At 55.1% G+C, this 26,515-nt stretch carries 23 protein-coding genes; 8 read left to right on the forward strand and 15 right to left on the reverse strand.

What is annotated here, in order from left to right; all coding sequences use genetic code 11:
- Positions 1-388: 388 nt before the first annotated feature.
- Positions 389-1,615, reverse strand: coding sequence for a low temperature requirement protein A (locus tag CLV58_RS24855; RefSeq protein ID WP_106140546.1), 1,227 nt, complete (start codon positions 1,613-1,615; stop codon positions 389-391).
- 150 nt (positions 1,616-1,765) lie between these two features.
- Between CLV58_RS24855 and CLV58_RS24860 the strand changes: the two genes are divergently transcribed.
- Both CLV58_RS24860 and CLV58_RS24865 read left to right on the forward strand, forming a co-directional pair.
- Positions 1,766-3,454: a M14 family metallopeptidase gene (locus CLV58_RS24860; RefSeq protein ID WP_106140547.1), complete on the forward strand. Its 1,689-nt coding sequence runs from the start codon at positions 1,766-1,768 to the stop codon at positions 3,452-3,454.
- A gap of 165 nt (positions 3,455-3,619) precedes the next feature.
- Entirely contained in the window at positions 3,620-5,371 is a 1,752-nt protein-coding gene (locus tag CLV58_RS24865) for a M14 family metallopeptidase (protein WP_106140548.1), read from the forward strand.
- Between the two features lie 86 nt (positions 5,372-5,457).
- Here the strand turns inward: CLV58_RS24865 and CLV58_RS24870 are convergent, their stop codons facing one another.
- From CLV58_RS24870 to CLV58_RS24885, 4 genes are read right to left on the reverse strand one after another with little or no spacing between them, the layout of a single operon-like run.
- Entirely contained in the window at positions 5,458-5,757 is a 300-nt protein-coding gene (locus CLV58_RS24870; RefSeq protein WP_106140549.1) for a winged helix-turn-helix domain-containing protein, read from the reverse strand.
- The gene (locus CLV58_RS24875) at positions 5,754-6,395 is read right to left on the reverse strand and encodes a hypothetical protein (protein ID WP_106140550.1); all 642 of its coding nucleotides are present in this window, start codon (positions 6,393-6,395) and stop codon (positions 5,754-5,756) included. Before CLV58_RS24875 ends, CLV58_RS24870 begins: the two co-directional genes overlap by 4 nt.
- Before the next feature lie 17 nt (positions 6,396-6,412).
- Positions 6,413-6,781: a diacylglycerol kinase family protein gene (locus CLV58_RS24880; protein WP_106140551.1), complete on the reverse strand. Its 369-nt coding sequence runs from the start codon at positions 6,779-6,781 to the stop codon at positions 6,413-6,415.
- A gap of 8 nt (positions 6,782-6,789) precedes the next feature.
- On the reverse strand, positions 6,790-7,497 hold the full coding sequence (locus CLV58_RS24885; protein ID WP_106140552.1) for a DUF1361 domain-containing protein: 708 nt from the start codon (positions 7,495-7,497) through the stop codon (positions 6,790-6,792).
- Positions 7,498-7,924: 427 nt separating this feature from the next.
- Between CLV58_RS24885 and CLV58_RS24890 the strand changes: the two genes are divergently transcribed.
- Complete coding sequence (locus CLV58_RS24890) at positions 7,925-9,406, forward strand: right-handed parallel beta-helix repeat-containing protein (protein ID WP_170108795.1); 1,482 nt, start codon at positions 7,925-7,927, stop codon at positions 9,404-9,406.
- 61 nt (positions 9,407-9,467) lie between these two features.
- Here the strand turns inward: CLV58_RS24890 and CLV58_RS24895 are convergent, their stop codons facing one another.
- Positions 9,468-10,130 carry an ABC transporter ATP-binding protein gene (locus tag CLV58_RS24895; protein ID WP_106140554.1) on the reverse strand — a complete coding sequence of 221 codons (663 nt, stop codon included), beginning with the start codon at positions 10,128-10,130 and terminating at the stop codon, positions 9,468-9,470.
- Between the two features lie 310 nt (positions 10,131-10,440).
- On the opposite strand from CLV58_RS24895, the gene CLV58_RS24900 reads away from it, so the two are divergent.
- The 4 genes from CLV58_RS24900 to ypfJ all read left to right on the forward strand — a co-directional run bounded on the left by CLV58_RS24900 (position 10,441) and on the right by ypfJ (position 15,396).
- A complete protein-coding gene (locus CLV58_RS24900) occupies positions 10,441-12,132 on the forward strand; it encodes a GH39 family glycosyl hydrolase (protein ID WP_106140555.1) in 1,692 nt (563 codons plus the stop codon).
- A gap of 89 nt (positions 12,133-12,221) precedes the next feature.
- Positions 12,222-12,923, forward strand: coding sequence for a head GIN domain-containing protein (locus CLV58_RS24905; protein ID WP_106140556.1), 702 nt, complete (start codon positions 12,222-12,224; stop codon positions 12,921-12,923).
- A 339-nt stretch (positions 12,924-13,262) separates the two neighbouring features.
- Positions 13,263-14,411, forward strand: a complete 1,149-nt coding sequence (locus CLV58_RS24910; RefSeq protein WP_281257952.1) for a 5-(carboxyamino)imidazole ribonucleotide synthase — start codon at positions 13,263-13,265, stop codon at positions 14,409-14,411.
- A gap of 124 nt (positions 14,412-14,535) precedes the next feature.
- Positions 14,536-15,396: a KPN_02809 family neutral zinc metallopeptidase gene (gene ypfJ, locus CLV58_RS24915; protein ID WP_106140558.1), complete on the forward strand. Its 861-nt coding sequence runs from the start codon at positions 14,536-14,538 to the stop codon at positions 15,394-15,396.
- 168 nt (positions 15,397-15,564) lie between these two features.
- Here the strand turns inward: ypfJ and CLV58_RS24920 are convergent, their stop codons facing one another.
- From CLV58_RS24920 to clpB, 3 genes are all read right to left on the reverse strand, one after another.
- On the reverse strand, positions 15,565-15,966 hold the full coding sequence (locus CLV58_RS24920; protein WP_106140559.1) for a Dabb family protein: 402 nt from the start codon (positions 15,964-15,966) through the stop codon (positions 15,565-15,567).
- A 206-nt stretch (positions 15,967-16,172) separates the two neighbouring features.
- Positions 16,173-16,394, reverse strand: a complete 222-nt coding sequence (locus CLV58_RS24925) for a DUF433 domain-containing protein (RefSeq protein WP_106140560.1) — start codon at positions 16,392-16,394, stop codon at positions 16,173-16,175.
- Positions 16,395-16,523: 129 nt separating this feature from the next.
- Positions 16,524-19,145 carry an ATP-dependent chaperone ClpB gene (clpB, locus tag CLV58_RS24930; protein ID WP_106140561.1) on the reverse strand — a complete coding sequence of 874 codons (2,622 nt, stop codon included), beginning with the start codon at positions 19,143-19,145 and terminating at the stop codon, positions 16,524-16,526.
- Between the two features lie 236 nt (positions 19,146-19,381).
- Between clpB and CLV58_RS24935 the strand changes: the two genes are divergently transcribed.
- Positions 19,382-20,170, forward strand: a complete 789-nt coding sequence (locus tag CLV58_RS24935) for a hypothetical protein (protein WP_146141539.1) — start codon at positions 19,382-19,384, stop codon at positions 20,168-20,170.
- Positions 20,171-20,208: 38 nt separating this feature from the next.
- Here CLV58_RS24935 and CLV58_RS24940 read toward each other — a convergent pair whose 3' ends face one another.
- The 6 genes from CLV58_RS24940 to pheS form a co-directional block, all read right to left on the reverse strand.
- The gene (locus CLV58_RS24940) at positions 20,209-21,144 is read right to left on the reverse strand and encodes a tryptophan-rich sensory protein (RefSeq protein ID WP_106140563.1); all 936 of its coding nucleotides are present in this window, start codon (positions 21,142-21,144) and stop codon (positions 20,209-20,211) included.
- 70 nt (positions 21,145-21,214) lie between these two features.
- Positions 21,215-22,363, reverse strand: coding sequence for an SDR family NAD(P)-dependent oxidoreductase (locus CLV58_RS24945; RefSeq protein ID WP_106140564.1), 1,149 nt, complete (start codon positions 22,361-22,363; stop codon positions 21,215-21,217).
- 61 nt (positions 22,364-22,424) lie between these two features.
- Entirely contained in the window at positions 22,425-23,729 is a 1,305-nt protein-coding gene (locus tag CLV58_RS24950) for an OmpA family protein (protein WP_106140565.1), read from the reverse strand.
- 135 nt (positions 23,730-23,864) lie between these two features.
- Positions 23,865-24,053, reverse strand: coding sequence for an exodeoxyribonuclease VII small subunit (gene xseB, locus CLV58_RS24955; RefSeq protein ID WP_106140566.1), 189 nt, complete (start codon positions 24,051-24,053; stop codon positions 23,865-23,867).
- An 18-nt stretch (positions 24,054-24,071) separates the two neighbouring features.
- Positions 24,072-25,262, reverse strand: coding sequence for an exodeoxyribonuclease VII large subunit (locus tag CLV58_RS24960; protein ID WP_106140567.1), 1,191 nt, complete (start codon positions 25,260-25,262; stop codon positions 24,072-24,074).
- 80 nt (positions 25,263-25,342) lie between these two features.
- Positions 25,343-26,383, reverse strand: coding sequence for a phenylalanine--tRNA ligase subunit alpha (gene pheS, locus CLV58_RS24965; RefSeq protein ID WP_106140590.1), 1,041 nt, complete (start codon positions 26,381-26,383; stop codon positions 25,343-25,345).
- Positions 26,384-26,515: the final 132 nt, after the last annotated feature.

The raw sequence follows: 26,515 nt of genomic DNA on the forward strand, positions 1-26,515 counted from the left end.
GAGGCCGAAAGCGTGTCATCTGACTGAATTCACTCATTTTGTTGGGGGTTGTGTCACCAAATTTACTCGTTTTCAAAACCCCTACAAGATTAGCCCTGAAGGGGGTCGGGGGGTAAACAGGCTAGAACTTAACAGCCCTGCCCTAAAGGACGGTCGGCCGCTGCCGGACTTTATTCACACGTAGACAAAGTCCTCTTTAGGTGATTTAGGGGTTATCAATCATACGTTATGCGATTCAGGACCAACAGAAAACGGGTAACCAAACTACCTATAGAAGCCGTATACTACCGCAATTTACTAGTCAATCGGTCAATTAAGTTGATTATTTTCGGTATGTACCTGGCTGATCAAAAATGACGTACAAAGGCCTTCACGTCAGTTGATTTCATCACGGCTGGTTTTCCTGTTCACGCCCGCCTTCGAAGTTGGATGGTGGTTCCGGGCCGAGTGTGTCACTCAGAATCAGACCAATAACGCCGGCTGCCAGCAGGCCCAGCAGCATCAGCGGACCGAGACTGCTGATAAAGCCGAGTCCGGTAAACGCGATGCCCAGCCCAAACCGGACAACAACACCGCGCCTGAAACTGGGGTGCGATGATCCGGCAATCCATGTCGTCAGGCTGATGCTGGCCTGTATCAGGAAGTAAGCGCCCAGTGCGCCGGCCATAAACCACTGCGCCGACTGGGACAGGTCTAAAGTCTCGACGTTTTTAACGGCCATCTGCATGCCAACGCCGACCATCGTCAGGGCCATCGTTAGCGGCAGGTGCAGGTACAGCCAGAAGCGATACGGTACACTCGAACCGCCTTTCTCCACTTGTCGCACAGCCTCGTCGTCGACCCGGTCGAAGTAAGCCCACCAGATACCGATGATGATAATGGCGCACAGGACGGTGGCGCTCACGGCTTTTACCGTAAGGCCGTGGTCGATCATGGCGTTGACGATGCTGGTAACCGATTGACCCAGCACAAGCAGCGTGAACAGGCCATACCGTTCGGGTAAGTGGCGGACGTCGGGCGGGAATTTGTTATGCTCGTCCTTATTTGTGATGACGAGGGGCGTTGTCAGCTCGATCAGTAAACCGACCGCCCACAGCCAGTATCGATACGGTACCGGCGCGAATACCGATGCGACCCACAGGATGATCGACGCACCGAAACCCAGCGCGATTCGCTGAATGAAAGGTCGGGTGTCGGGCAGGTAGTACCAGACCCGGCTGTATTCGATGAGCAATGTAAAGCGAGTGACGGAATACGTGATCGCGAACACCTTCGAGAGTACGGCCGACTCTACCGAACGGGGAATGGTCGTGGCCAGAATAATCAGGGCAATCAGTTGAACACTGGCCAGCGCCCGGTGAACAACGTCCTGTTCGTTGTCGAACCGGGTCGAATAATTGGTTTCGCCGTTCCAGAGCCACCAGACCGGGACATAGATCAGCACAAACTCCAGAAAAGACATATCGCTGTCATCGGCCAGTAACCGTCCGGCCAGTTGGGCGATGATCGCGGTAAAAACCAGATCGTTCAATAACTCGGGCCAGGTAGTCTGACGATGGCCCTGCTCGCGGCTACTCCGGAGGGTAGGGGTGCCGAAGCTGTTGTTGGATGGCATAGGCAGGGCTCATTACAGCGTCTGTCACACGATGAATCGTGTCGATAAAACTCTTCGGTACCCTATATCAACCAGTTCCACCAGGGATGGTTGCCGTAGTCTGTTGCGCTGGTTGTATTTTAGGGCCGAATTATCTGTTCCAAAAACCGAATGAAACACCTTTTTTGTACTGCCTTCTTCATCAGCTTATGGAGTCCGTTGGTGCAGGCACAATCCGCCCCGACACCACCGGGCTATCAGGACCACGCGCAACTGTCGGCCCGTTTAAAGACATTGGCCAGCCGTTCGGGTAATGCCGCCACCGTCGAGTCGATCGGCAAATCGCTCAGTGGGAAGGATATCTGGCTGCTCACGCTTGGTCGTGGTAAGGCAACCGCCAAGCCAGCCTTGTTACTCGTCGCCGGAATCGACGGTAGTCATCTCGCCGGTACGGAGATGGCTGTCGAACTGGCGGAAAAATTGCTGAGCAGTACCAGCGACAGTATTCGCCGGGTACTCGACACGAAAACCATTTACGTGCTTCCCCTCGTCAGTCCCGACGCCCAGGCCCAGGCATTCGCCAAACTTCGCTTCGAGCGCACCGGCAACGCCCGCGACACCGACGATGACCGCGACGGACGCCTGAATGAAGACCCGTTCGACGATCTGAACCGCGACGGACAAATCACGCAGGTACGTATCGAAGACCCAACCGGTCAGTACGTGCCGAGCAAAGACGACGCGCGTGTACTGGTCAAAGCCGATCCGGCGAAGGGCGAAACCGGGCGCTATCTTGTTTTGTCGGAAGGCGTGGACGCCGATAAAGACGGGCAGTTTAACGAAGATGGTGAGGGTGGCGTTGCCCCCGACAAAAACTTCACGTTCGACTACCCGTTCTTTACCCCCGGCTCGGGCGAAATGCCGGTCTCGGAACCGGAAAACCGGGCGCTGCTCGATTTCCTGGCGAAGTCGCCGAACGTATACGCCGTCCTGACGTTCGGACCGTACAACAACCTGAGTGAAGCGCCGAAGTTCGATCGCTCGAAAACGGCGAAGCGTATCATTACGGGTTTGCTGGAAAAAGATGCTACTGTGGGCGAGCAGGTGTCGAAACTCTACAACGCCCAGACGAGCCTGAAAGATGCCCCCGCTCAGCCCGCGACGAAGGGCAACTTCGCCCAGACGGCCTACTACCACCACGGTCGGTTTAGCTTCTCGACACCCGGCTGGTGGGCACCCAAAGCGGTTTCGGCTCCGCCCGCCCGTCGCGACAGTAGCAACACGTCTACCAAGCCCGGACTGGCTGTGAAAGGTGGCGACGACAACGAAGACGTGCGTTTTCTGAAATGGGCCGACGCCAATGGACTTACCAACGTTTATGTCAACTGGACACCCGTTGACCACCCAGACTTTCCGGGTCGTAAAGCCGAGGTAGGCGGTCTGGTCCCATTCGCCAGACAAAATCCGCCCGTTCGGTTTCTGGCCGACAACGTACAGAAGCACGTACAGTTCATGACGGCACTGGCCGGCCGGATGCCGCAGATCGAGATCGTCAACGTGCGCAGCGAATCACTGGGTAGCAACCTGCATCGGATCACGGCGCAGGTCGTCAACCGGGGGCTGCTGCCAACGGGTAGCGACATGGGTGATCGGGTACGCTGGGTACCGAAAATGAAAGTCGAACTGAAACTGGCGGATAAACAAAGCGTCGTATCGGGTCGGCGGATCATGCTGCGTGGACCGATGGCAGCGGGCGAAACGATGGACGTCACGTTCCTCGTCAGCGGTTCCGGGCGCGTAACGCTCGAAGCCGGCAACGCCATGACCGGTATCAACCAACAGGAAATCAATCTGAAGTAAGGTTTTCGGTTTACAGTATACGGTTTTCAGTTTGTTGTGCAATAGTGCCCGCAAACCGTAGCCCAGACGTCCACGTCTGGTAGCCGCGCCAGCGGCTAAAAAAGCTACCGCTAAAATCAGTTAGCCTTACGGCTACCAGACGTGGACGTCTGGGCTACACACACTATGAAACACATACTCCTCATAACATTCAGTCTATTTGCGCTGACGGCCGTTGCGCAGAAGCAACCCGCCAAAACCGACGATCCCGGTGGTCTGAAAGCCATTGGGTCGCCCGTAAATCCCAAGGTGCCGATGCGCTGGAATCACTATAACGACTACGGCATGATTACCAAATTCTGTCAGGATCTGGCCAAAGCCTATCCGGATCTGGTGAAGCTGGAATCGATGGGAAAGTCGTATCAGGGACGCGACATCTGGGTGCTGACCATTACGGATACGAAAACAGGCAATCCGGCGCGGAAGCCCGGTTTTTACATCGACGGGAACATTCACTCCAACGAAATTCAGGGGTCGGAAGTGGCGATGTACACGGCCTGGTACCTGGCCGAATCGTTTGCCGATGAACCGTACATCCGGGAGCTGCTCAAGGATCGGGTATTCTACATCACCCCGACGATCAACCCCGACGCCCGCGAAGATTTCGTCAAGAATCCGAATAACTCGAATTCGCCCCGCTCCGGGATGATGCCACTGGACGACGACGGCGACGGGCAGGTTGACGAAGACAAATACGACGATCTGGACAAAGACGGTAACATCGTACAAATGCGTCGGAAGAGTCCGCTGGGCCGCTGGAACGTCGACCCCAGCGATCCGACCCGCATGGTGCCCGCTAAACCCGACGAGCCGGGTACGTACGAACTGCTTGGCTACGAGGGCGAAGACAACGACGGCGATGGGCTGGTCAACGAAGACGTAGTGGGGCAGTACGATCCCAACCGCGACTGGGGCTGGGGCTGGCAACCCGATTACATTCAGCGGGGGGCGCTATACTATCCGGGCACACTGCCCGAAACGCAGGCGGTGAAGAAATTTGTCATGAGTCACCCCAACATCGCCGGGGCGCAAAGCTACCACAACTACGGCGGCATGTTCCTGCGGGGGCCGGGTTCGGAAGAAGACGTGCCGTACTACACGCCGGGCGACATCGCGGTGTATGACGTGATCGGGAAAGTCGGCGAGAAGATGATTCCCGGTTATCGGTACCTGACGATCTACAAAGACCTGTACACGGTGTACGGGGGAGAAATCGACTGGTTCTCGCTGGGACGCGGTGTGTTCACGTTCTCGACCGAGTTGATGACGTCGTACAAACTGTTCAACCAGAAGTCCGACGAGAATCGCTTTCAGAACGACGAGTTCAATCAGTTCGACAAGTACCTGCTGCTAAAAGACGCGTATGTGCCCTGGAAAGCCTACAATCACCCGCAGTTCGGTGATATCGAAATCGGTGGGCCGAAGAAAAATTACATCCGAAACCACCCCGGTTTCATGCTGGAAGAAGACGCGCACCGCAACATGGCGTTCACGCTTTTCCACGCCGACAACATGCCGATGCTGGTCGTGCAGAACATCGAAACGAAAGCCCTCGCCAACGGCCTGACCGAAATTACGGCGACGGTGCAAAATCAGCGGGTAATTCCGACGCATTCGAGTCATGACGTGAAATACCGAATCGAGCGGCCCGACCGTATTTCACTCAAAGGCGCAACGGCGCTGGCGGGTATGCTGGTCGACAACGACGATCTGGGCATTACCCGTGAGCAGAAAAACAACCCGTCGACGATCGACGTGCCGAATATTCCGGGGATGGGGTACGTCAAAGTGCGCTGGCTGGTGAAAGGCAAACCCGGCAAAGTGACCGTCGACGTCGACAGCCAGAAGGGGGGCATTGCCTCGAAGACGATGGACTAGTTCGCTCTCTTGTAGCTGGTTCAGCAAGAGCGCCCCGGTATTCCTGCCGGGGCGCTCTTGGTTTGGTTCGTGTATGTGACACCGCATCAGATACCCCGGATAAAGGCTTCCAGAGCGTTGAGGTGCTCGGTAAACGCCTGTCGCCCAGTATCGGTAGCGGAATAGGTAGTATTGGGTTTACGGCCTATGAACTGCTTCTGCACAGACACGAATCCGGCTTCTTCGAGGGCGCGCAGATGCGTGGCCAAGTTGCCATCGGTCAGCCCGAGCAATTCCTTGAACGCGTTGAAGCTCAGCGAATCATTAACCATGAGTACCGACATGATGCTTAACCGCGCTTTACTTTCAAAAGCTTTGTTGAAGTTTGCCAGCAGTTGTTGATTCATGCCGTATTCCGTTCGTATTTAAAGTACATGGCCAGCCCGTAGATGATGTGCAGCAGGCCAAAGCCAGTCGCCCACGCAAGCAGGCTGTAGCTCGGCCAGCACAGGGTGAGCAAGCCCAGCCCGATTTCGCAGTAGCCCAGCGATTCCACGTCGCGCAGCGTATGCTTACTGCCACTGACCAGCGCGAGCCCGTAAAAAATCAGCGTGCTTGGCAACGCCAGCCAGATCAGATTGTAAGACAACAGCGCCAGACAGAAAATTCCCCCCGTCAGTAGCGGGATTGCCATCGACCGTACCAGTTGTCGCGACGAATTATTCCAGACCGACAGCCCCTGCCGGTGCGCTTTCCGGATGGTAAAGTAAACGCCGAACAGCAGCGCCAGTGCCAGTACTGCCACGGCGACGAGGATCAGAAAAGTACGGTCGCTGCCGTGAAGCTGACTGGTAATCCGGTCGCCGTAGGGGGCGGGTAGCAGTGTCTGCCAGCGGAAGCGGGTGTATACGACAAACGCGCCAGCCAGTGCAACAACACCGGCCGAAACGCCCGACAGACCACTGAGCGACAGAAACTTGGACGAACGCTCCATCAGGCTGCGTATCTCGGTCAGCGTCTGAAGATGTTCACGGGACTCGTGCATGAGTTGAATAGGAAAGGTCAGAAAAAACGGTCGATAACGTGGCCACCCAGAATGATGAGCCCCACCGTGGCGGCTGTAATCGCCAGAATGAGTACCGCGCCGGATGCCATGTCCTTGATGGCTTTGATTTGTGGGTGACGGTCGGGCGTAACGTGGTCACAAAGTTTTTCGAGCGCCGTATTTACCGCTTCGGCAGCCCAGACCAGACCAATCTGGGTGATGAGTAAGGCCCATTCTACCCGGCTCAGGCCCAGCCAGCTACCCAGCGCCAGAACAAGTACCGCTGCCAGTCCGTGGACTTTAGCGTTGTTCTCAAACCGGAACAGATCGACAATTCCCTGACCCGCAAAACCGAAACTGCGCACTACTTTGCGTATGTCAATCATAAAAACGATCAGCGAATCAGCACCGGTTCATCCTGTTCATTATGCCACCAAAAAGCGACGTACAGCACGACCAGCACAAAACCGTACGCCAGCGTTAGTTTGATGCTGAGGTGATCGCGGTAGGCATGCACGATCGCCTGCAACAAATCTACGGGTGATGACAATACATTCCAGCTGTTCCACCGGCCGAAGCGGCCCAGATAAATACCGAAGCCCGACAGAAACTGACACGACAGCGTTACGATCCAGGTTTGGGTGGTGCCCAGCAACGGGCGCAGCAGGCGATGCACCAGCAAAACCGAGTACAACCCGCAGAGAAGCCCTGTCATGGCAAACAGAAAAATGGTCATGGTGTCGAACCAGAGCAGCGGCATCGGCACGTGCTGAATATGAAACAGGTCGGTAATGATGTAGGGTGCATTGGGCAGGAAAGCCAGCCAGACCGTCAGCCCGGCCAGCAGTACTTCGGTACTGCCAAATAACGGTCGCTCGGCTGCCGCAGCCCGCAGATCGCGCAACACCAGCACGACACCCAGCGGAAACCAGGCCAGGAAAAGATTCCAGGTAAGCATGATGAAGAACCACCAGTTGTCGGTGATAAGCCCACGGGCGATGGTCAGGCCGATGCCGGCAAGGGTTAAACCGGTAAGGGCGGTCAGGCCACGGTTGGAACGGCGCAGGTAACGTTGCAGCATAGACAGTCGATTTGCTTTCATAAGTTTTAAAAGAACTTTGTTTTGCAAAGTAAAGAAAATTGAGCTGGTATTACCATACGTTGAGTAGGCCATATTTACGCAACGGTCATCGGCGACGACAGTAGCAGACATATGTTTAGATACCCATTAGCACAAAACAGTAGATTTAAGTAGGTCCTGTTTAATGGACTTTTAACCTTTGTGCTGCCATTCACCCTGTGAACGGACTATTCCCTTCCTAAACTGCACGGGCGGACCCGCCAGAAACCAGCACTGGTTTTGTTTATGACAGGTCCGTTATATCATTTCGTTGGTTTTCAGACTATTACTGTGCCGTAACGACTTACCTTAGCTGTACGGTACGGGTGTGGCTAGTGTAACGCCTGGTCTGACAGCGGTAAAAATGGTAAAACATAGCAGCGTATTACTCAACCTGAAACTTGATTTTATGAACGTGAAAACAGTAAGCCGCTTCGGCTGGCTCTCAATAGTGGTTGTCCTGTTTGCGCAGTGTCATCAGGCCGACCCGGAGCCCGCACTGATCTGGAACCGGCAGGATGCGCTGACCGTCGCCGACGTACGCGCGCTGTCCGGACCGAATCTGCCGGGTAGTATTCAACTTACCGATTCGGGTAAAGAGGGCCTGTTCCGGGCCATTCCCGGCGACGAAAGTTCGACCGACAACACCGGAACGGTACTGGTGACGGCCAACGGTATTCGATACAAGCGCGAGTACACGGGAGATGCCAGTGCCGTCTGGTTCGGTATCGTCCCTGGCGTCGACGACATCGGTCCGGCGTTACAGGCGGCTGTCAACGCGGTCGACGTGCTGATCATACCGGACGGGACGTATAAGCAACGGCAATCAGTGCTGCTTCGAAGTGGTATGACGGTGCGGGGTAATCCGGGTAAAGTCGTGATCGAGCTGCCAAATTCATACGCATCGTTTGTTTACCTGACCCGGCCACAGGATAGTCCGCAACCGCTCGAAAACATCCTGATTGACGGCCTGTCGTGGAACGTGACGTCGCAGGAAGACACGCAGGTAGGCACCATCTACATCGACGGGCCAACGGTAAACAACCTGACCATCCAGAACTGTAGCAGCCGCGACGAAGCAGCGAAAGACAGTACTAACTGGCTGACGGTGAAGATTCAGTCGGGAAAATCAGCCAGTAATATTCTGGTGGCCAACAACGACGTGCGCGCGAAGCGGATGGCCTGTGAGATCTTCAACCACGACAACTATGGTGTCTACGCGGGTAAGAATATCACCGTTCAGAACAATTACTTCCACGATTCCTGGTTCGGTATCTCGCTGTCGGGTCCGATGGATGGGCTGACCGTCGATAAAAACCGCATCGTAAACTGTAGTTTCTACGGTATCGAAGTGGCCGGAGCCGCCCGTAACGTGAAAATCACGAACAATACATTCGAAGGAACCTTCAGCCGATTCCTGGCCGGGTCCAACGACGGTTCCGGCGAGGGGCAGGGGGGCGGTGCCGTTCTGACGGGTACCGAAATTACCGGGAACTCGACGGTAGGCCGGGTTACGGGAGGAATACAACTCTTCAACGGTGGCCCCACTAAATTCGCCAACAACAACTTCAACATGACGGGGATGCTGGAACTGGGCCACTCCACGACCGGCGGTACGTTCACCGGTAATGTGATTCAGACGACGTTCGACAGAGCCGTCGTTTGTGACAACGTAGCGAACAACACTTTCGCCAACAATACGCTGTCGAATAAACCATCTGCCGGCAACTACGCGACGTTTATCTCGTATGGCAACCGGGCCGTCAACAATGTTCTGCGAAACAACACGCTGGAAAAAGGCGGGGGTAGTGGAACCTACTACCTATCGCTGAGTGGTGGCAGTACCATTGCGTCAGGAAACATTGACGAGAACGGGAATCCGATTCCGTGAGCTGCATTTTGACGTTTACCAAAAGGGGCCGAAACGCTGTCGTTTCGGCCCCTTTTGGTAATTAGACCAACCAGCCATCTTTCAGCCGGATGACACGAGAGCCGTATTCGGCGTTGACTTCGGAGTGCGTTACCTGCACAATCGTAACCCCGTCGCGCTGATTGAGTTCGCGGAACAGCGCCATGATGTCGTGGGCCTGATCGGAGTGGAGATTGCCGGTTGGTTCGTCGGCGAATATCACGGCGGGATTGTGAGCCAGTGCGCGGGCAATACCTACCAACTGCTGTTGCCCACCCGACAGCTGCGCTGGAAACAAATCTTTCTTGGCAACCATGTTGAACCGGTCGAGCAGTTCGGCCACGCGGCTTTTGCGCTCCGACCCCCCAAGGCCTTTATACAGCAACGGCGTCTCGATGTTCTCGTACACCGTCAGTTCGTCGATCAGGTGATATGCCTGAAATACGAAGCCGATGCGGGTGCGGTGCAGCTCGGTACGTTTCTTTTCCGATAGCTTCTGTACCGGCTGACCGTCGAATTTGTATTCACCTTCCGACGGCTCTTCCAGTAGACCCAGAATGTGGAGCAGCGTCGATTTGCCCGATCCGCTCGGTCCCATAATCGAGACAAACTCGCCCTGCTTGATCGACAGGTCGATTTGTCGCAATACGTATGTCTTCCCGAACCCGGTTGGGTAGTATTTCGAAATCTGGTTGAGTTCAATCATAGTGAGAAAGGTTGTACAAGCAAAGTGCCAGTTATTTAGTATGCTGTCTGCCAGTTTGTTGTGGTGAAAACTGGGTTGGCTGTACGTCCGCTACCGGACAAGTTTCAAAAATAACGGACAGACGTGTAGCCTGGACGTCCACGTCCGGGTGCCCGCCAGGGCAACTGATGCAGGCGGCAGCTTTTCAGGCCGCTGTTGCGTCCACCCGGACGTGGACGTCCAGGCTACACACCACTGTACTATTCGCAATGGTAAAAAAACGATGTAAACGGGTTTTATACCAACACTGCTACGTTTCAACCATTACCAGATGCTAAAATCGTTTTTCCGCGCAGCCGGAATCAGCCTGCTGATCCACGGCGCTGCCGTTGCGCAAACACTACCGCCAACCGTTATCTCCGTCGATCTGAAACAGGACCAGGGTCCGCTGCCGCCAATCTGGGCGTGGTTTGGCTACGACGAGCCAAACTACACGTACATGAAAGACGGCAAAAAACTGCTCACCGAATTGTCGCGGTTAAGTCCGGTGCCGGTCAATGTGCGGGTACACAGTTTGCTCGTTACGGGCGACGGGGAAGCCGCTCTGAAATGGGGATCGACCAACGCGTATACGGAGGATAAAAACGGCAATCCGGTTTACGACTGGACTATTGTCGACCGAATCTTCGACACGTTCATTCAGCGGGGGATGCGGCCCATCGCGCAGATTGGGTTTATGCCGGAAGCCCTGTCGAGTCATCCGCAGCCGTACCGGCACCACTGGAAACCGGGCGATGATTACAACGACATTTATACCGGCTGGGCGTATCCACCGAACGACTACAAGAAGTGGAGCGAACTGGTCTATCAATGGGTGAAGCACTCCGTCAGTCGGTACGGGCAGACCGAAGTGGAGAAGTGGTATTGGGAACTGTGGAATGAGCCCAACATCGGCTATTGGAAAGGCACCACGGAAGAGTACATCAAACTCTACGATTACACCGCCGATGCCGTCAAGCGCGCGCTGCCCACGGCTAAAATCGGCGGGCCCGAAGTGACCGGCCCGAACTGGAATGTATCGGCCAAATTCTTCCGCACCTTTCTCGACCATGTCGTCAGCGGCAAAAACTACGTGACGGGGAAAACGGGGACACCCATCGATTTCATTACGTTCCACGCGAAAGGAAACCCGAAAGTGGTCGACGGGCACGTTCGGATGGACATGGGTGCGCAACTCCGCGACATCGACCGGGGCTTTGCCATCGTAGCCTCGTACCCGACCCTGAAAAAGCTGCCCATCATCATCGGCGAATCGGACCCGGAAGGCTGCGCTGCCTGTTCGGAAGACCTGCATCCGCAGAACGCATACCGGAACGGGACGATGTATTCGAGCTATACAGCCGCGTCGTTTGCCCGGAAATATGATCTGGCCAAGGCACATGGTGTCAACCTGGCGGGGGCCGTAACCTGGGCGTTCGAGTTTGAGGACCAAGCCTGGTTTCGTGGCTTTCGGGATCTCGCAACGAATGGTGTCGACAAGCCCGTGCTGAACGTATTTCGGATGTTTGGCAAGATGGACGGAAACCGGGTGGCCACTACGCGTCCGGCCGGCTACAGTTATAACCGGCTGCGCGACAGCAGTGTCCGGGCCGAACCCGACGTAAACGCGCTGGCGACGCATACGGGCAAATCGGCCTCGGTGCTGATCTGGCATTACCACGACGACAACCTGCCCGGTCCGGCTGCGCCCGTGACGGTACAGGTCAGTGGTGTGCCGGGGAAGCAAGCGCGGCTTACTCATTATCGTGTCGATCAGCAATCGAGCAACGCCTATGAAGCGTGGAAGCGTATGGGATCGCCCAAAGCGCCGACGACCGCTCAGATTGCGGAACTAGAACGGGCCGGACAGCTACAAACCGTTGGCAAACCACAGTTGGTAACGGTGAACAAAGACGGGCGGATCGAACTCCCCTTCACGCTGCCTCGGCAGGGCGTATCGTTGCTGTCGCTTGCGTGGGATTGACGTGCGTCGACCGTTGCTGTAGAACTTCATTTGAATCATGCAACGTTTCGATTGCTTTGCGCATCAATTGAAAAACGAACGACAACCGTATGAAAACGCTACTACTAACAACGCTGTTACTGACCTCTGCCGCCCACTCGGCCACCGACGACTGGAAAAAAGACCGTGCCGTATCGGGATTCACGGGCCTGAGCGTGAGCAGCGGCATCGACGTCTACCTGACGCAGGGAAACAGCGAAAAGCTGACGCTTGAGGTGAAAGGGCTGGATGAAGACGAGGTGCGTTCGGAGATCAGGAACGGGACGCTGAAACTGTACATCGATCGGCCGGGGGGCATGAACTGGATGAAAAATCGTAATAACTCGGTAAAGGCTTACGTCACGTTCCGGCAGTTGACCGCCATTGCCGCATCGGGTGGTGCCGATGTGTACGGCCAGGGTGTTCTGTCGTTCAACGATCTGAAACTAAGCGCATCGGGTGGAGCCGATATGAAACTGTCGCTGAAAGCCGACGATCTGGATATCGATTCGTCGGGCGGGGCCGATGCCATCCTCGACGGAACTGCCCGGCGGGTCAACGTAAATGGTTCGGGTGGTGCTGACGTGGATGCCCGCAAGCTAACTGCCGAAACCTGCAACGCAACCTCGTCGGGCGGCTCGGACGTGTACGTGCGGGCAACGGGCGACATGAGCCTGCGGGCGTCGGGCGGTTCCGATATTTACTACTACGGCTCGGGCCGGGTCGTCTCGAAACAGTCATCAGGCGGCTCGGATATTACCCGGCGGGAGTAAATTTTGGGAAGAAAGAGATAAGATGTAAGAAGAAAGATAGGTAGGGGGGCTTACCCCTGAATTCTCTGAAGGGCAGGGCTATTAAGTTCTAGTTTATCTACCCCCCAGCCCCCTAAAGGGGGAGCATTCCGCCAATGAAGTTCACCCCCTTCAGGGGACGGGGGGTATGGCTAGCCGGAGGAAGTTTGGCTATTATCATCGCCAACTAAAGAACTCAACTGCCCTGCCCTGAACTCCCTTCAGGGGTAAGGGATGCGAATCAGGCATCGCCTGTCTTTCTTCGTCCGTCTTATCTCTTTCTTCTATTGTACCTTTGCGGCAAACAAACCGCATACATTTTTGACACCTACCATTGGTATTCTCGGCGGAGGACAACTGGGGCTAATGCTGCTACAGGCCGCCATCGACTGGAACTTACGCGTTCACGTACTCGATCCCGATGCGGATGCGCCCTGCCGCACACTCTGCACCCAATTCACGACCGGCTCCCTCACCGATTACGATACGGTGTACCAATTTGGGCAATCGGTCGATGTACTGACGATTGAAATTGAACGCGTCAACGTCGACGCGCTGGAAGCACTGGAGCGGGAAGGTAAACGCGTTTATCCGCAGCCATCGGTTATCCGTACCATTCAGGACAAGCGGCTGCAAAAGCAGTTCTACCGCGAACACAACTTACCCACCGCCGACTTTATCCTGACCGACGACCGCGCTGATGCAGCTCGTCACGGCGATTTTCTACCTGCTTTCCATAAACTCGGTCGTGACGGGTACGATGGCCGTGGTGTGCAACGTATCGCGACGACCGCCGATTTCGACAAAGCATTCGACGCGCCCGGTCTGCTCGAAAAAGCCGTCGATTTTGAGAAAGAATTGGCTGTAATCGTCGCTCGTAACGCGCGGGGCGAGGTGCAGACATTCCCGACCGTCGAGATGGTGTTTCATCCCGAACTGAATCTGGTCGAATACCTGTTCGCGCCCGCCGAGATTACGGCTGCCGTCGATCAACAGGCGCAGGCGATTGCCCGGCAAACGGCCGATGCCTTTGGTATCGTGGGAATACTGGCCGTTGAGATGTTTCTCGACAAGCAGGGGCAGGTACTGATTAACGAAGTGGCCCCCCGCCCGCACAATAGTGGTCACCATACGATTCAGGCCAACGTAACGTCGCAGTTCGAACAGCACTGGCGCGCCATCCTGAACTATCCGCTGGGCGATACGACGTTTTATCAACCCGCTGCGATGCTGAACCTGCTGGGCGAAGCGGGGCATACGGGGCCGGCCGAGTACGAAGGATTGGAGAACCTGCTGGCCATGCCGGGTGTTTTCCCGTTCTTCTACGGAAAAGCCATCACCAAGCCGTTTCGCAAGATGGGCCACGTGACGGTCATGGATGCTGATATGAACGCCTTGCGGCAGAAAGTGGATCGCGTCAAAACCGGTATCCGGGTCATTAGCGCGACCGATGAATCGGCTGAAAAATAGTCGGCACAACAGATCATCTGTCAGCCGTGACCAGATCCGACCGTGCCAGTCTGATAGGGCGAAAACATTTCGCGCCCGGAATGATTATTCTGAGCAGGCTATACACATTTAATGTTAGACAACTATGCAATGGTTAGGTGGACGCGAGAGCGATAACGTAGACGACCGCCGGGGGAGTGGCGGTGGTGGCCTGATTGTCGGTGGTGGTATCGGTACGGTAGTGATCGCCGTCATCGTAATGCTGCTCGGTGGTGATCCATCGCAGATCCTGAACCGGAGCGCCCCAACCCAGCAGGAACAAGGCAGCCAGGCCCCGAATGGTCCCCAACCTGACGATGCTGCCGCTTCGTTTACCCGGAAAGTGCTGGCTAGTACGGAGAACGTCTGGGGTAAGATTTTCCAGGAACAGGGCTCGCAGTATCAGGACCCAACGCTGGTCATGTTCCGGGGCGTTACGTCGTCGGGCTGCGGCACCGCACAACAGGCGATGGGGCCGTTCTATTGCCCCCTCGATCAGAAAGTATACATCGACCTGTCGTTTTATGACGAACTGGCGCAGCGGTTTCAGGCACCCGGCGAGTTTGCCATGGCCTACGTCGTCGCCCACGAGATTGGTCACCATGTGCAGAATCAACTGGGCATCATGCGGAAGGTAGAGCAGGCGCGGCAGCAGATGAGCGAACGTGAATACAACAAGGTATCGGTTCGGCTGGAGCTACAGGCTGACTTCTTTGCGGGTGTATGGGCCAACCGGGCGCAGGGAAAAACGATCTCGATCGACGAAAACGATGTCGAGTCAGCGTTGACGGCCGCTAATGCGATTGGTGACGACAAAATTCAGGAGGAAACGCAGGGTCGTGTCGTACCCGACGCCTTTACCCACGGTACGTCTGCGCAGCGCGTGTACTGGTTCAAGAAGGGGCTCAAAACCGGCGACATCCGGCAGGGCGATACATTCAACAGCAACGAAGACGCAAATCTGTAATATAGTTTTCAGTATACGGTTTACAGTTTTCAGTAAGCGCAGAAGCCCCGGATTCACGTCCGGGGCTTCTGCGCTTACTGGCATAGAGTCCTCTTAGAATAGTGATCGTCAAACCGAATGACTAACCTGCGGAACACCGAAAACTGAATATTGTAAACCGAAAACCATTTATCGCTTTGGCCCGATGGAGTCGTAGATGACGACCTTTTCCCAGAGGTGGGCGTAGTTGTTACGGAAGTCGTCGTGAATCGGGTGTTTCTGATAGGCCTCCTCATCGGCGGGGCTATCGAACAGGCAAAGCCACGAGTAGGTATAGTCGCGTTTAATCACCTCGCGATTCGTATTGGCCGGTTCGCCAATGTTGACCATCTTGATTGTCGGACACTTCGCCAGCTTGTTCAGCCCTTCGAGCAGTTTTGCTTTGTCGGTCGCGTTGCCGGCGTTTTTCAGGTAGAACAGCACATGGTGTACGAATACTTCCTTCGGTGCCGTAATCGTCGGCAGGTTTGTCGCCACGACGCCCGAAGCCAGGGCGCTTTTCACAAAACGCCGGCGGGATTGATTGCTCATCAGGTTGCAGAGATTGGTTTAGGAATTGGTTTTACTGCAAAAGTGAATGGTTAGGCGCAGTTACCCAAATCACGTGCTAATCGCCTGACACCGTTAACGGTCAAGCCATGATATGACCTGCTCACTTCCTGGATAGAGATGGGCTACTTTTTTGACAATCCGGTATGAGATGTTTTCGTCAAATAGCAGCTTGAGCGGTGTGGCACTCATACAATCACCCGAATCTTTCGTTCCCGATCAGCTGCGTATAATAAGCAAGCTCGTATCTGTTCTTCGGTAAGTTCTGGAAAGTCATCCATAATGTCAGAGACGCTCATACCAATGCCGAGCCAGCCTAGTACATCATAGACGCTAATGCGTGTTCCTGTAACGCACGGGCGACCGAAACGGATTTCTGGATCAATGGAAATATAGTTTTGGTACGTCATCGGAGAGCAGCCTGAAATAGCAGTCTAAATATAAGAAAAGCCCGGTCACGCTGTAGTAACCGGGCTTTGTTTGTTAGCAAACAGCAGGATGTCGCTTCGGCGATCCTACTGCTTGAGACAAGAGATTGATTACAACTCAATTTCAGCATCGAGGTTGGTGAAGGCAATTTCACCGGCGTCGTTTAGCTCCATGAGTACGACCGAATCCTTACGGACTTCACCTGATAGGATGGCTTTCGATAGTTCGTTGAGTACCCGACGTTGCAGCACGCGTTTCAACGGACGGGCACCAAAGACGGGGTCGAATCCTTCCTTACCGATTTTGTCGAGCGCTTCGTCGGTAGCGTCGAGCTGGATACCACCTTCGGCCAGCCGCTTCTTGATCTCGTTGAACTGAATATCGACAATCTTGCGGATGTTGCCTTGCGTCAGCGGTTCGAACATCACGATTTCGTCGATCCGGTTCAGGAATTCCGGCCGGATGGTTTGCTTCAGCAACTCCATCACCGCCGACTTCGCTTCCTCCAGTACCAGGCTGTGATTCCAGCCTTCGTCTTCGGCAAACTTCTCCTGAATCAGGTGGCTACCGATGTTCGACGTCATGATAATGATCGTGTTCTTGAAGTTCGCCGTACGGCCTTTATTATCCGTCAGACGGCCTTCATCGAGCACTTGCAGCAGGATGTTCCAGACATCAGGGTGAGCTTTTTCGATTTCGTCGAGCAGCACGACCGAATACGGTTTCCGACGTACGGCTTCGGTCAGCTGACCACCTTCGTCATAGCCCACGTAGCCCGGAGGAGCACCAATCAGTCGGCTGACGGCGTGGCGTTCCTGATACTCACTCATATCGATCCGTACCAGCGCGTTTTCGTCGTTGAACAGGTATTCAGCCAGTGTCCGGGCCACCTCGGTTTTACCGACACCGGTTGTGCCGAGGAAGATAAACGAACCGATGGGCCGTTTGGGATCCTGCATACCGGCGCGGCTCCGGCGAACGGCGTCCGACACCACTTCGATCGCTTCGGCCTGACCCGCTACCCGTTTGCCCAGTTCCTTTTCCAGGTTGAGCAGTTTTTCGCGGTCGCTTTGCAGCATCTTCTGCACGGGAATACCCGTCCATTTCGCTACGACTTCGGCGATGTCTTCGGCAGTTACTTCTTCCTGCATCATCCGGTCGCCCGTCGGCTCGTCGTTACCGCCGTTGGTCAGACCAGCCAGCTTGGTTTCGATTTCCGGAATACGGCCGTAGCGGATTTCGGCTACTTTGCCGTAATCACCGGCACGCTCGGCCTGCTCGGCTTCAAACCGCAACTGATCGAGTTGCTCTTTCAGCGTCCGGCCTTCGTTGACCGATGCTTTCTCGGTTTCCCACTTCGCCTGCAAGTCGTTACGCTGCTCGGTCATATCGGCAATCGTACGGTTCAGCGACGTTTCTTTATCGACGTTGTTCTCCCGCCGGATCGCTTCGCGCTCAATTTCGAGCTGCATGATGCGCCGGTTGAGTTCGTCCAGCTCTTCGGGTACCGAGTCCATTTCCAGCCGCAGTTTGGCAGCCGCTTCGTCCATAAGGTCAATGGCTTTGTCGGGCAGGAAACGGTCGGTGATGTAGCGGGTCGAGAGTTCGACGGCGGCAATTACCGCATCGTCTTTGATGCGTACGCCATGGTGCAGCTCGTATTTCTCTTTGATACCCCGCAGGATCGAGATTGCATCGGCCATGTCCGGCTCATCGACCATTACGGCCTGGAACCGGCGTTCGAGCGCCTTGTCTTTCTCGATGTATTTCTGATACTCTTTCAGCGTCGTGGCACCGATGGTATGCAACTCACCGCGCGACAAGGCTGGCTTCAGCAGGTTAGCCGCGTCCATAGCGCCGTCGCCACCACCACCCGCACCGATCAGCGTGTGAATCTCATCGATGAACAGAATGATTTCGCCGTCGGAGTCCGTCACTTCTTTAATGACCGACTTGAGCCGCTCCTCGAACTCGCCTTTGTATTTGGCACCGGCGATAAGCAGACCCATATCGAGCGAAATAATCGTCTTGGTCTTCAGATTTTCGGGAACATCGCCCGACACGATCCGCTGCGCCAGGCCCTCGACGATGGCTGTTTTACCAACGCCCGGTTCACCCAGCAGAATCGGGTTGTTTTTTGTCCGGCGGCTCAGGATCTGAAGTACCCGCCGGATTTCTTCATCGCGACCGATGACCGGGTCGATTTTACCGGTCCGGGCGCGTTCGTTAAGGTTGACACTGTAGCGTTCCAGTGCCTGGTATTTTGCTTCTGCGTTCTGGTCTTTCACTGAACTTCCTTTTCTCAATTCGTTGATCGCCGTCCGCATGTCCTTGTCGCGGAAGCCGGCTTCTTTCAATAACGTTGCAATCTGGTCTCTGCCGGCCAGTAAGCCAAGCAGCATCAGTTCGACACTCACAAAATCGTCGTTAAATTCCTTCGACAGCGTCGTTGCTTTCGCCAGTGCCGTAGCGGTATCGTTGCTCAGGTACACCCCGCCATTACCGCCCGATACCTTCGGATAGTTGTTGACGATGGCCTGCACAATCGGAATCATGCCCTGTCGGGTTGTGCCCGCTTTCTGCGCCAGAAAATCCATGACGTTCTCATCTTCCTGGAGAATCGCCAGCAGCAGGTGGCCCGTTTCGATGGCCTGCTGGCCGTTGCCGAGGGCGATCTCCGACGCCTTCTGCACAACCTCCTGCGCTTTTATCGTGTAATTCTTGAAGTCCATTTTCTGTAGAGGTTAACCGTCTGTTGCGGTAAGGTTTTCGATTCGATACTGTCTTATAAACAAATCACGTACCGCCTAGGTTTTTCGGTCATTTTGTCTGTTTTTAGGCGTCAGATCGCGATTTTAGTGTCAAAGTGTCCTGATTGACTGCTATGCGTACCTGTTTTCTCGTGGCAATACTAGCCGGTTTATTAACCGCTGGCTGCACTGCCCCTACAACCCGAATGGGTCCGTTTATGATGCGGAACTATGTATGGGTTGGCAAGCGGATGGAACGCGTCAAAACACCGTATGTCATAGATGCCCGTCACGGAAGAAAGCACGTACTACTGATCGGCTGCAATCATACCCGCGATACAGCGAGTCCGCAGTTTGTCGTGATTCAGCAGCAGTTTCGCAAACTGCAACCACAGGTGGCGTTCAACGAAGGTGGTCAGCTCGACCCGGCAGAACAGTATGCAACCGTTCAGGAAGGAATCAGCCGAAACGGCGAAACGGGCGTCATGAAGTACTTGTGTGACCGAACCGGCATACAACTGCTGAACGGCGATCTGGCTGAACACGTAGAGTTCCCGCTGATGCTTCATAAGTACGGGAAGGATGATCTCCTGCTGTATTACGTGATGGAACGACTGGTCGTCCCGTACCTGGGTGGTGCTTACGGGAGTCAGTCATTCGAGTCACTGTACGAAAAAGCTATTCCAGACTGGTTTGTCAAAAGCGGTTTGCCCCTGTCCGCAAACGAGCAGACGCTCGGCTATTTCAAAGCGCTGTATCAGACGAAAATAGGTCGTCCATTTACGCTGACACTTAGCGAAGACATTGAAAAGTTTGACTACGTCAACGGTAACGGCTGTTACTACTGCGCCCTTGGCCGGACGTCGAAAATGACCCGCGACAGTGTGTTGCTGGCAAAGATCGATCAGGCGCTTGACAAGCATGATCGCGTGATGGTTACGTTTGGTCATGGCCATGCACTGGCGATCGAACCGGCGCTTCGTCAGGTCGTTCGGCGCAGGCGATAAGCACAAAGCCCCGCTGCATTCACAACGGGGCTTTTCTGTTAGTCAAGGCTCTCGGCTTCGATGGGCGTCATGCGCTCGCGGGCGATGTTGGCCTGATGCGTATCCTCTGTTTCGACGGGTCCGGCCAATAACTCGGCATCGTGAACAACGATTTTTTCGTAGGGTTCAAACTTGCCTTTGGGAAGCCAATACGCCAGCAAACCAGCGTAGGCTGCGGTAAGTCCGGCCGCTGTCCAGCCGATGACGGGGTAGCGGTTCCACTGCCGGGTAGCGATGCCGCCGAAGCCCGCTACGAAGGGTACCATATACCACGGGTCGTTTAGCTTGCGGGCGATAAGGTAGCCTGCTCCGGCAGTTGCACCCAGAATACCAGCGGCTAGCGGCACGTCGCGCTCGTCGTCGCGATCCCACACATCGGCTGTCAGGAGCGTATCCGGCGTTCCGACAACGGTGGCCGCCGTCAACCAGCCCGCATACAGACTAACCGGAATGCGCAGGTACTTCTCGGGAGCCGGTACGTCGGTTTTCCCAATCTCCAGGGCGTGGTGTAAGCCCAGTGCTGCAATCAGATTTGCCTTCGTCGTTGCATCGGAAATAATCACGCTTTCTTCATCATTCTTCGAGAAGAAATGGCCAAAGACAGCGTTCAGCGCCCAGCTTGCCGCCCACCAGGGGAGCGCCTTCCGGTAACGCGGGTTGTATTCCTGCGAGTTGAGTGCCTGATGCACCATCAGCGAACCCAGCCCCGTGTAGATCGTTGACCATACGACGCCGAACGACCAACCCGCCGGAATAATCAGGTTGTTGTCGAATACCTGCTGGTACTGAGCCGGAACGTCGTATTCGGGTTCGCTTTCGGCTTCCTGCATCTGCTGTCCTTTCTGCCGGGCGTTGCGGCTCGACAGCGATGTATATACGATGCTACCAACCGCGACTACGGCTGTAGCGATGCGCCAGAATGAGGTAGTTTTCATACTTGTCAGGGAGTTAGTCGATAACTCGTTACGTACTGATTCAGCTTATGCTATTGCCGCGCAGACAACGCTAGTCCATGACCATCGATCCGACGGACGAGCCATCTACCTCCGCTAACTTGTGCTTGGCCTTGTACTTAAGTTGCTCCGCTTTCGCCTTTGCCTTCAGCATCTGTGCCTTGTGAGCCACTTCGTCTTCCAGGTCACTAACCTGCGCCTGTACTTTCGATTTAGCGTCGTTGGCGCGGCTGATTGCCGACTGGGCGATGTCCTGCACCGTACCCAGGGCGCGCTTCCACTTGTAGCGGTATTTCAGCTTATCTAGGGGACTGGCGTTCCGGTAGATGGCTGCTGCGACAATACCCGTTGCGACAAGTGCTGCCACACCGATACCGATAACCAGCGTAGCCGACGAATCTGACTTTTCACGGGGGGCTTCCATCTGCTTGCGCGACGACTTGGCACTCTGCTGACTGGGTAATACACTCGCCACAGCCGCAGCCAGTTTGGTCGATGCACCTGAGATGACTTTGTCTTTGCCTGCCATCAGTGCGTCATAGCCATCCTTGGCTACTTTGGCTGGATCGGCTTTGTCGCTTTGCGCGACCACGGTGTTTTCAGCGCCTGCCTTATTAAACCAGTCGGTATCGGTGGCGGGTGGGAGCAGGGCCGTTACGGTTACTTTCGTGTCCTTGAGCTCGTTATGCAGGGCTTCCGAGAACGAGTACACGAACGCCTTGGTCGCGCCATAGACGGCAACCAGCGGGCTTGGCATTGTCGACGCAATCGACGCAAGGTTAAGGATTTTGCCTTCGTTACGCGTGACCATATCCCGCACGAAAAGCTTGGTTAGCTGTACCAGCGACGTAACGTTTAGCTGAATGATGTCCAGCTCTTTCTGTAGATCGGTTTCGGTGGCAAAGAAGCCGTGCGCCCCGACACCAGCATTGTTGACGAGCACGTTGACGGTCAGGTTTTGTCGCTTTACTTCGTCGTATACTTCCTGCGCTGAATCAGGTTTCGACAGGTCTTTTTCGATAACGGTGCTGCTCGTGCCGAACTGACGGTCGAAATCAGCGGCAACGTCCTGAAGACGGTCTTCGCTGCGTGAAACCAGAATCAGGTGATAGCCATCTTTGGCAAACAGGGTCGCCAGTTCTTTGCCGATACCGCTCGATGCACCGGTAATCAGTACGCTTTTTCCAACTTCGGTGGTCATATGCATTGGTGATTGGTTGATGCATAATCAACCGATCACAACCGAAGTTGTTTGTTCGCATCTATTTGGCAACAACCTTCACATCGATCTTGCGCAGGGCCGGGCGCGGCCGGGCTGTGCTGTCGGTCGAACGGCGGGGAACCCCTGATCCGCGCCCGATAGCGTCGACACGCAGGTAATTGATTCCCGACGTGACTAACTGCTGCTTGATGAGGTTTACCCGCTTGAACGACAGCGCTCTATTAGTAAAGCCGCCCGCTGCATCGTTGGCAAAACCGATCAGTTGAATTTGCATCCGTGGGTATGTTTTCAGCAGCGTCGCCAGTTCGTTGACCGTGGCCTGCGCACTAGCTGTCAGGGAAAGTGAACCCGGCTCAAAGGTTAGTCCCGGCATTGGAAATACGCGTCCTTTGGGTAAAGCGGCATTGCCTAGGTAAGGCGTCATTTCCTGACTCAGCGCCCCCGTTGCCGCGACTGTCGTTGCTGTTGGAGCACCGGGAATAGCCACGGTGGCGGGTCGCCGATTGGCTGAGTCGATGGGTACATCCAGAGATCGGGCAACGGTATCGCTGGTTTGGGTCGAGTCAGCAGCCAGCCCGGCGCTGTCACCGGAAGCGGCATGGTTCTGCGTGTTCTGATAAACGTAGTAGCCCAGGCCCAACAGAGCAATCAACACCAGCGCGCCGACGCCCCAGCGTCCTAACGAACTCGTGTCGGTATCGCCTGATGGCTCATAACTGATCGGGGGGCGATTGACAACCGCTTGGCCACCTACTTCGGGCTGCTGCCGACGCGCTGGTGCGGCTATGCCCGACACAATCTGCTGCAAACCAAGCTTTTCCACAAGTCGGGGCATGAAGTCTTCCGGCACGGCATTGACAAATGCTTCCCGTTCGGCAAACAGGGCCGAGGCCAGACCATCGGCGTCGAGCTTACGATCTTTGACCATCCGGCCCAGCACATGCAGCGTGATGGTGCTGATGAGACCCAGCAACGAAATAGACGACGAATTACGAATGCCGGCGTAGCCGGAAATCATGCTGCCAATCGAGCTTTTCATGGCGGGCAGCAGATGGCTGATGACGTCGTTTCCCTGCGTAATCAGGGTGTTCGTCTGGTTCGGATCACGCAGAACGGTATTGAGCGAGTCGAGCAGTTGCCCTTCATAGCGCCCCCGTTTTATGTGGTTAAAAAGCTGATTGACACCAATTTCGGTCGTGGTCCGTTTCATCAGGCCACCAACGATTGTATAAACCAGGCCGTCGACGGCCTTACGTGTTTTCTCGGCGGGTTCATCGACATAGTTAGCGATGCGCGACAGAACATCCGAGTTTAGAATATCATTAAACGTGGCAAATAACGTCATAGAGGACTCGCTCAAACAGGCAAGAGATAAAGTAGTCTGCACAGGACAGTAGAAACCGTTTGCAGACAGTGGCCCGGCATAAAAATAAGGAAGGATTCCCAAACGGGCACTCTGCCGGTCGGGATAAAGTGACGGCTACCGTTTTGCCAGGCGTTCGATAATGTCCTGATAATCGGTTTCTACGTCGCGTAACCGGGCCTGACAAAAGGTAATCAGCTCGGTGGCCTGCCTGATTTTTCCGGGCAGTTCGTCGAGGGGTACGGCGTCACTTTCTATATCGTCAATCAGCATCGTCAGCTGATCATAGGCTTCCTGGTAAGTCATTATTTAGCTAAGTCGTCGTTACTGACTAATCACCTGCACACTGCCATCAGCCAGTCGTACCTGTAAAGTGTCGCCGGGCTGTACGTCTGCTGCTTTGGTCAATACCCGTCCGTTGCGCAGCAGCATGGCATAGCCGCGCTTCAATACATTGGCTGGGTCGAGGTGGCGCAGGGTTACCGTTTTTTCGGTCAAATCGGTGTGGCGATCGCGGAAATAATTGTGCATCACAAACCGAAACCGCTCGACCTCGCTGTCGAGTTGCTCACGTGCCTCCAATAGACTGGTTCGGGTGGCGTTGATAAGCCGTTCGCGCAGATACAGGCAGCGTTCTTCGAACTGCCGGTTATGCTCAATCAGAAACGCAGCGGCTTTGGTCGGCGTCTTAACGCTTTGATGACACAATAGGTCGGTGATACTGACATTGCGTTCGTGCCCGATCCCGGCCAGGATCGGAATGGGAAAACCGGCTACGGCCCTGCCCAACTCGTACGTATCGAAGGAGCCAAAATCGAGCTGAGAGCCGCCCCCGCGCACGATCACAACGGCATCATAAGGGATTCGACTATTCTGAATCGCGTCGAGTTGCGCGCAGATGGCCCGCTCAGCACCTTGCCCCTGTACCTGAGAAAGATATTCATCAACGATGAAGGCATAGCCCAGCGGATTCTGCGCCAGCTCATGGCGGAAATCGCGCCAGCCGTCGGAGTTGGGGGCCGTAATCAGCGCGAGCCGCTGAATAACCGTCGGTCGGGGGAGTAGCTGATTGGCCGTAACATACTGGTCGGCTTCGACCCAGATCAGCTCGGGATGTTTGGCGACCAGCTTGTCAAGTACCGCCTGCCGCTCGCGCTCCAGGTTGCCCAGCGTATAGGCCGGGTCGATCTTGACGATTTCCAGACGAAGGCCATAGACGGGGTTGAACCCCACAACCACCTGAATCAGTAACTGAATGTTACGGGCGAAAGCCACGCCCGTTGCCTGCTCGAAGTCGCGGATTGTATGGTAATGGCGACGCCAGATACAGGCTTCCAGTTTGGCCGTCGTTTCCCGGCCTTCCCGCTCGACCAGTGTCAGGAAGCAATAGCCCCGGTCGGGGTAGTTCTTGATGTCGCTGGTCTCGGCAACCACCCACAACGGCCGCCCCCCAAATGCGTCATCGACGACCGCATTCAGCGTAAAAGCCAGATCAGACAGACGAATGGGAGACATGACTTGAGTGATTGAATGATAAAAGGATAGAATGATAGAACAATCGGCTCATTCAATCATTCTGTCATTCTATCACTTAACTATTGTCCCGCGAACTGGCGGAGGAAACGGACATCGTTTTCGGTGTACAGGCGCAGGTCGTTGACCACGTATTTGAGCTGGGTAATCCGCTCGATACCCATGCCGAACGCGAAACCAGTGTATTCCTCCGGATCGATGCCGCAGTTGGCGATTACCTGCGGATCGACCATACCCGAACCGGCAATCTCGACCCAGCCGCTGTGCTTGCAGATGTTACAGCCTTTGCCTCCGCAGATCTGACACGAAATGTCGATCTCGGCGCTGGGTTCAGTGAAGGGAAAATACGAGGGGCGGAACCGAATCTGTGTGCCCGGCTCGAACATCTCCTTAACGAAATGATAGAGTGTGTCTTTCAGGTCTTTAAACCCAACGTTCCGATCGATGTACAGCCCTTCTACCTGGTGGAACATGCAGTGGGCACGGGCCGAAATCGTTTCGTTCCGGTAGACGCGACCCGGCATGATCGACCGGATAGGTGGCTTCGTGTGTTCCATCAGCCGAATTTGTACGTTCGACGTATGGGTGCGCAGCAACATATCGCCCCCCGGCTCGCCCGCCGTTCCTTTGCTGACGAAGAACGTGTCCTGCATATCGCGGGCGGGGTGATTGTCGGGGAAGTTGAGCGCGCCGAAGTTGTACCAGTCCGTTTCGATTTCCGGACCGTCGGCGACGTTAAAGCCAATGCGCTCAAAAATTTGAATGATGCGTTGCCGCACCAGATTCAACGGATGCTGATTACCCGTCAGATTCGGTACAGTCGGCAGGGTCAGATCAAACGGGGGAGCCGTATTGGTTGCCTGTTGCTGATCGAGGGTTTCGCTGAAGGCGTCGAATTTCGCCTGCGCTGCGTTCTTCAGTCCGTTCAGGGCCTGACCCAGTGTCCGGCGTTGCTCGGCAGGTGCTTGTTTCAGGGATTCGAACAGTTCAGTGACCACCCCTTTCCGGCTGATGTAGCGCATCCGAAACTGTTCCAGATCGTCTTTCGTGCGAACCTCGTACTGTTCTATCTCTTGTTGGATGGCGTCAACGTTCTCCAGCATACTCTCCTTTTTAGGTATATCGAACCACAAAGGTACAGAAAAGTAACGGCCCGTTGGCGACCGGTAGCGCATTGGCTATACGGTGTATGAACACTAAAATCAATGAGTATAATATTATGGAGACGGTTCCGG

The organism is Spirosoma oryzae, assembly GCF_003002825.1.
GTDB classification, from domain to species: Bacteria; Bacteroidota; Bacteroidia; order Cytophagales; family Spirosomataceae; genus Spirosoma; species Spirosoma oryzae.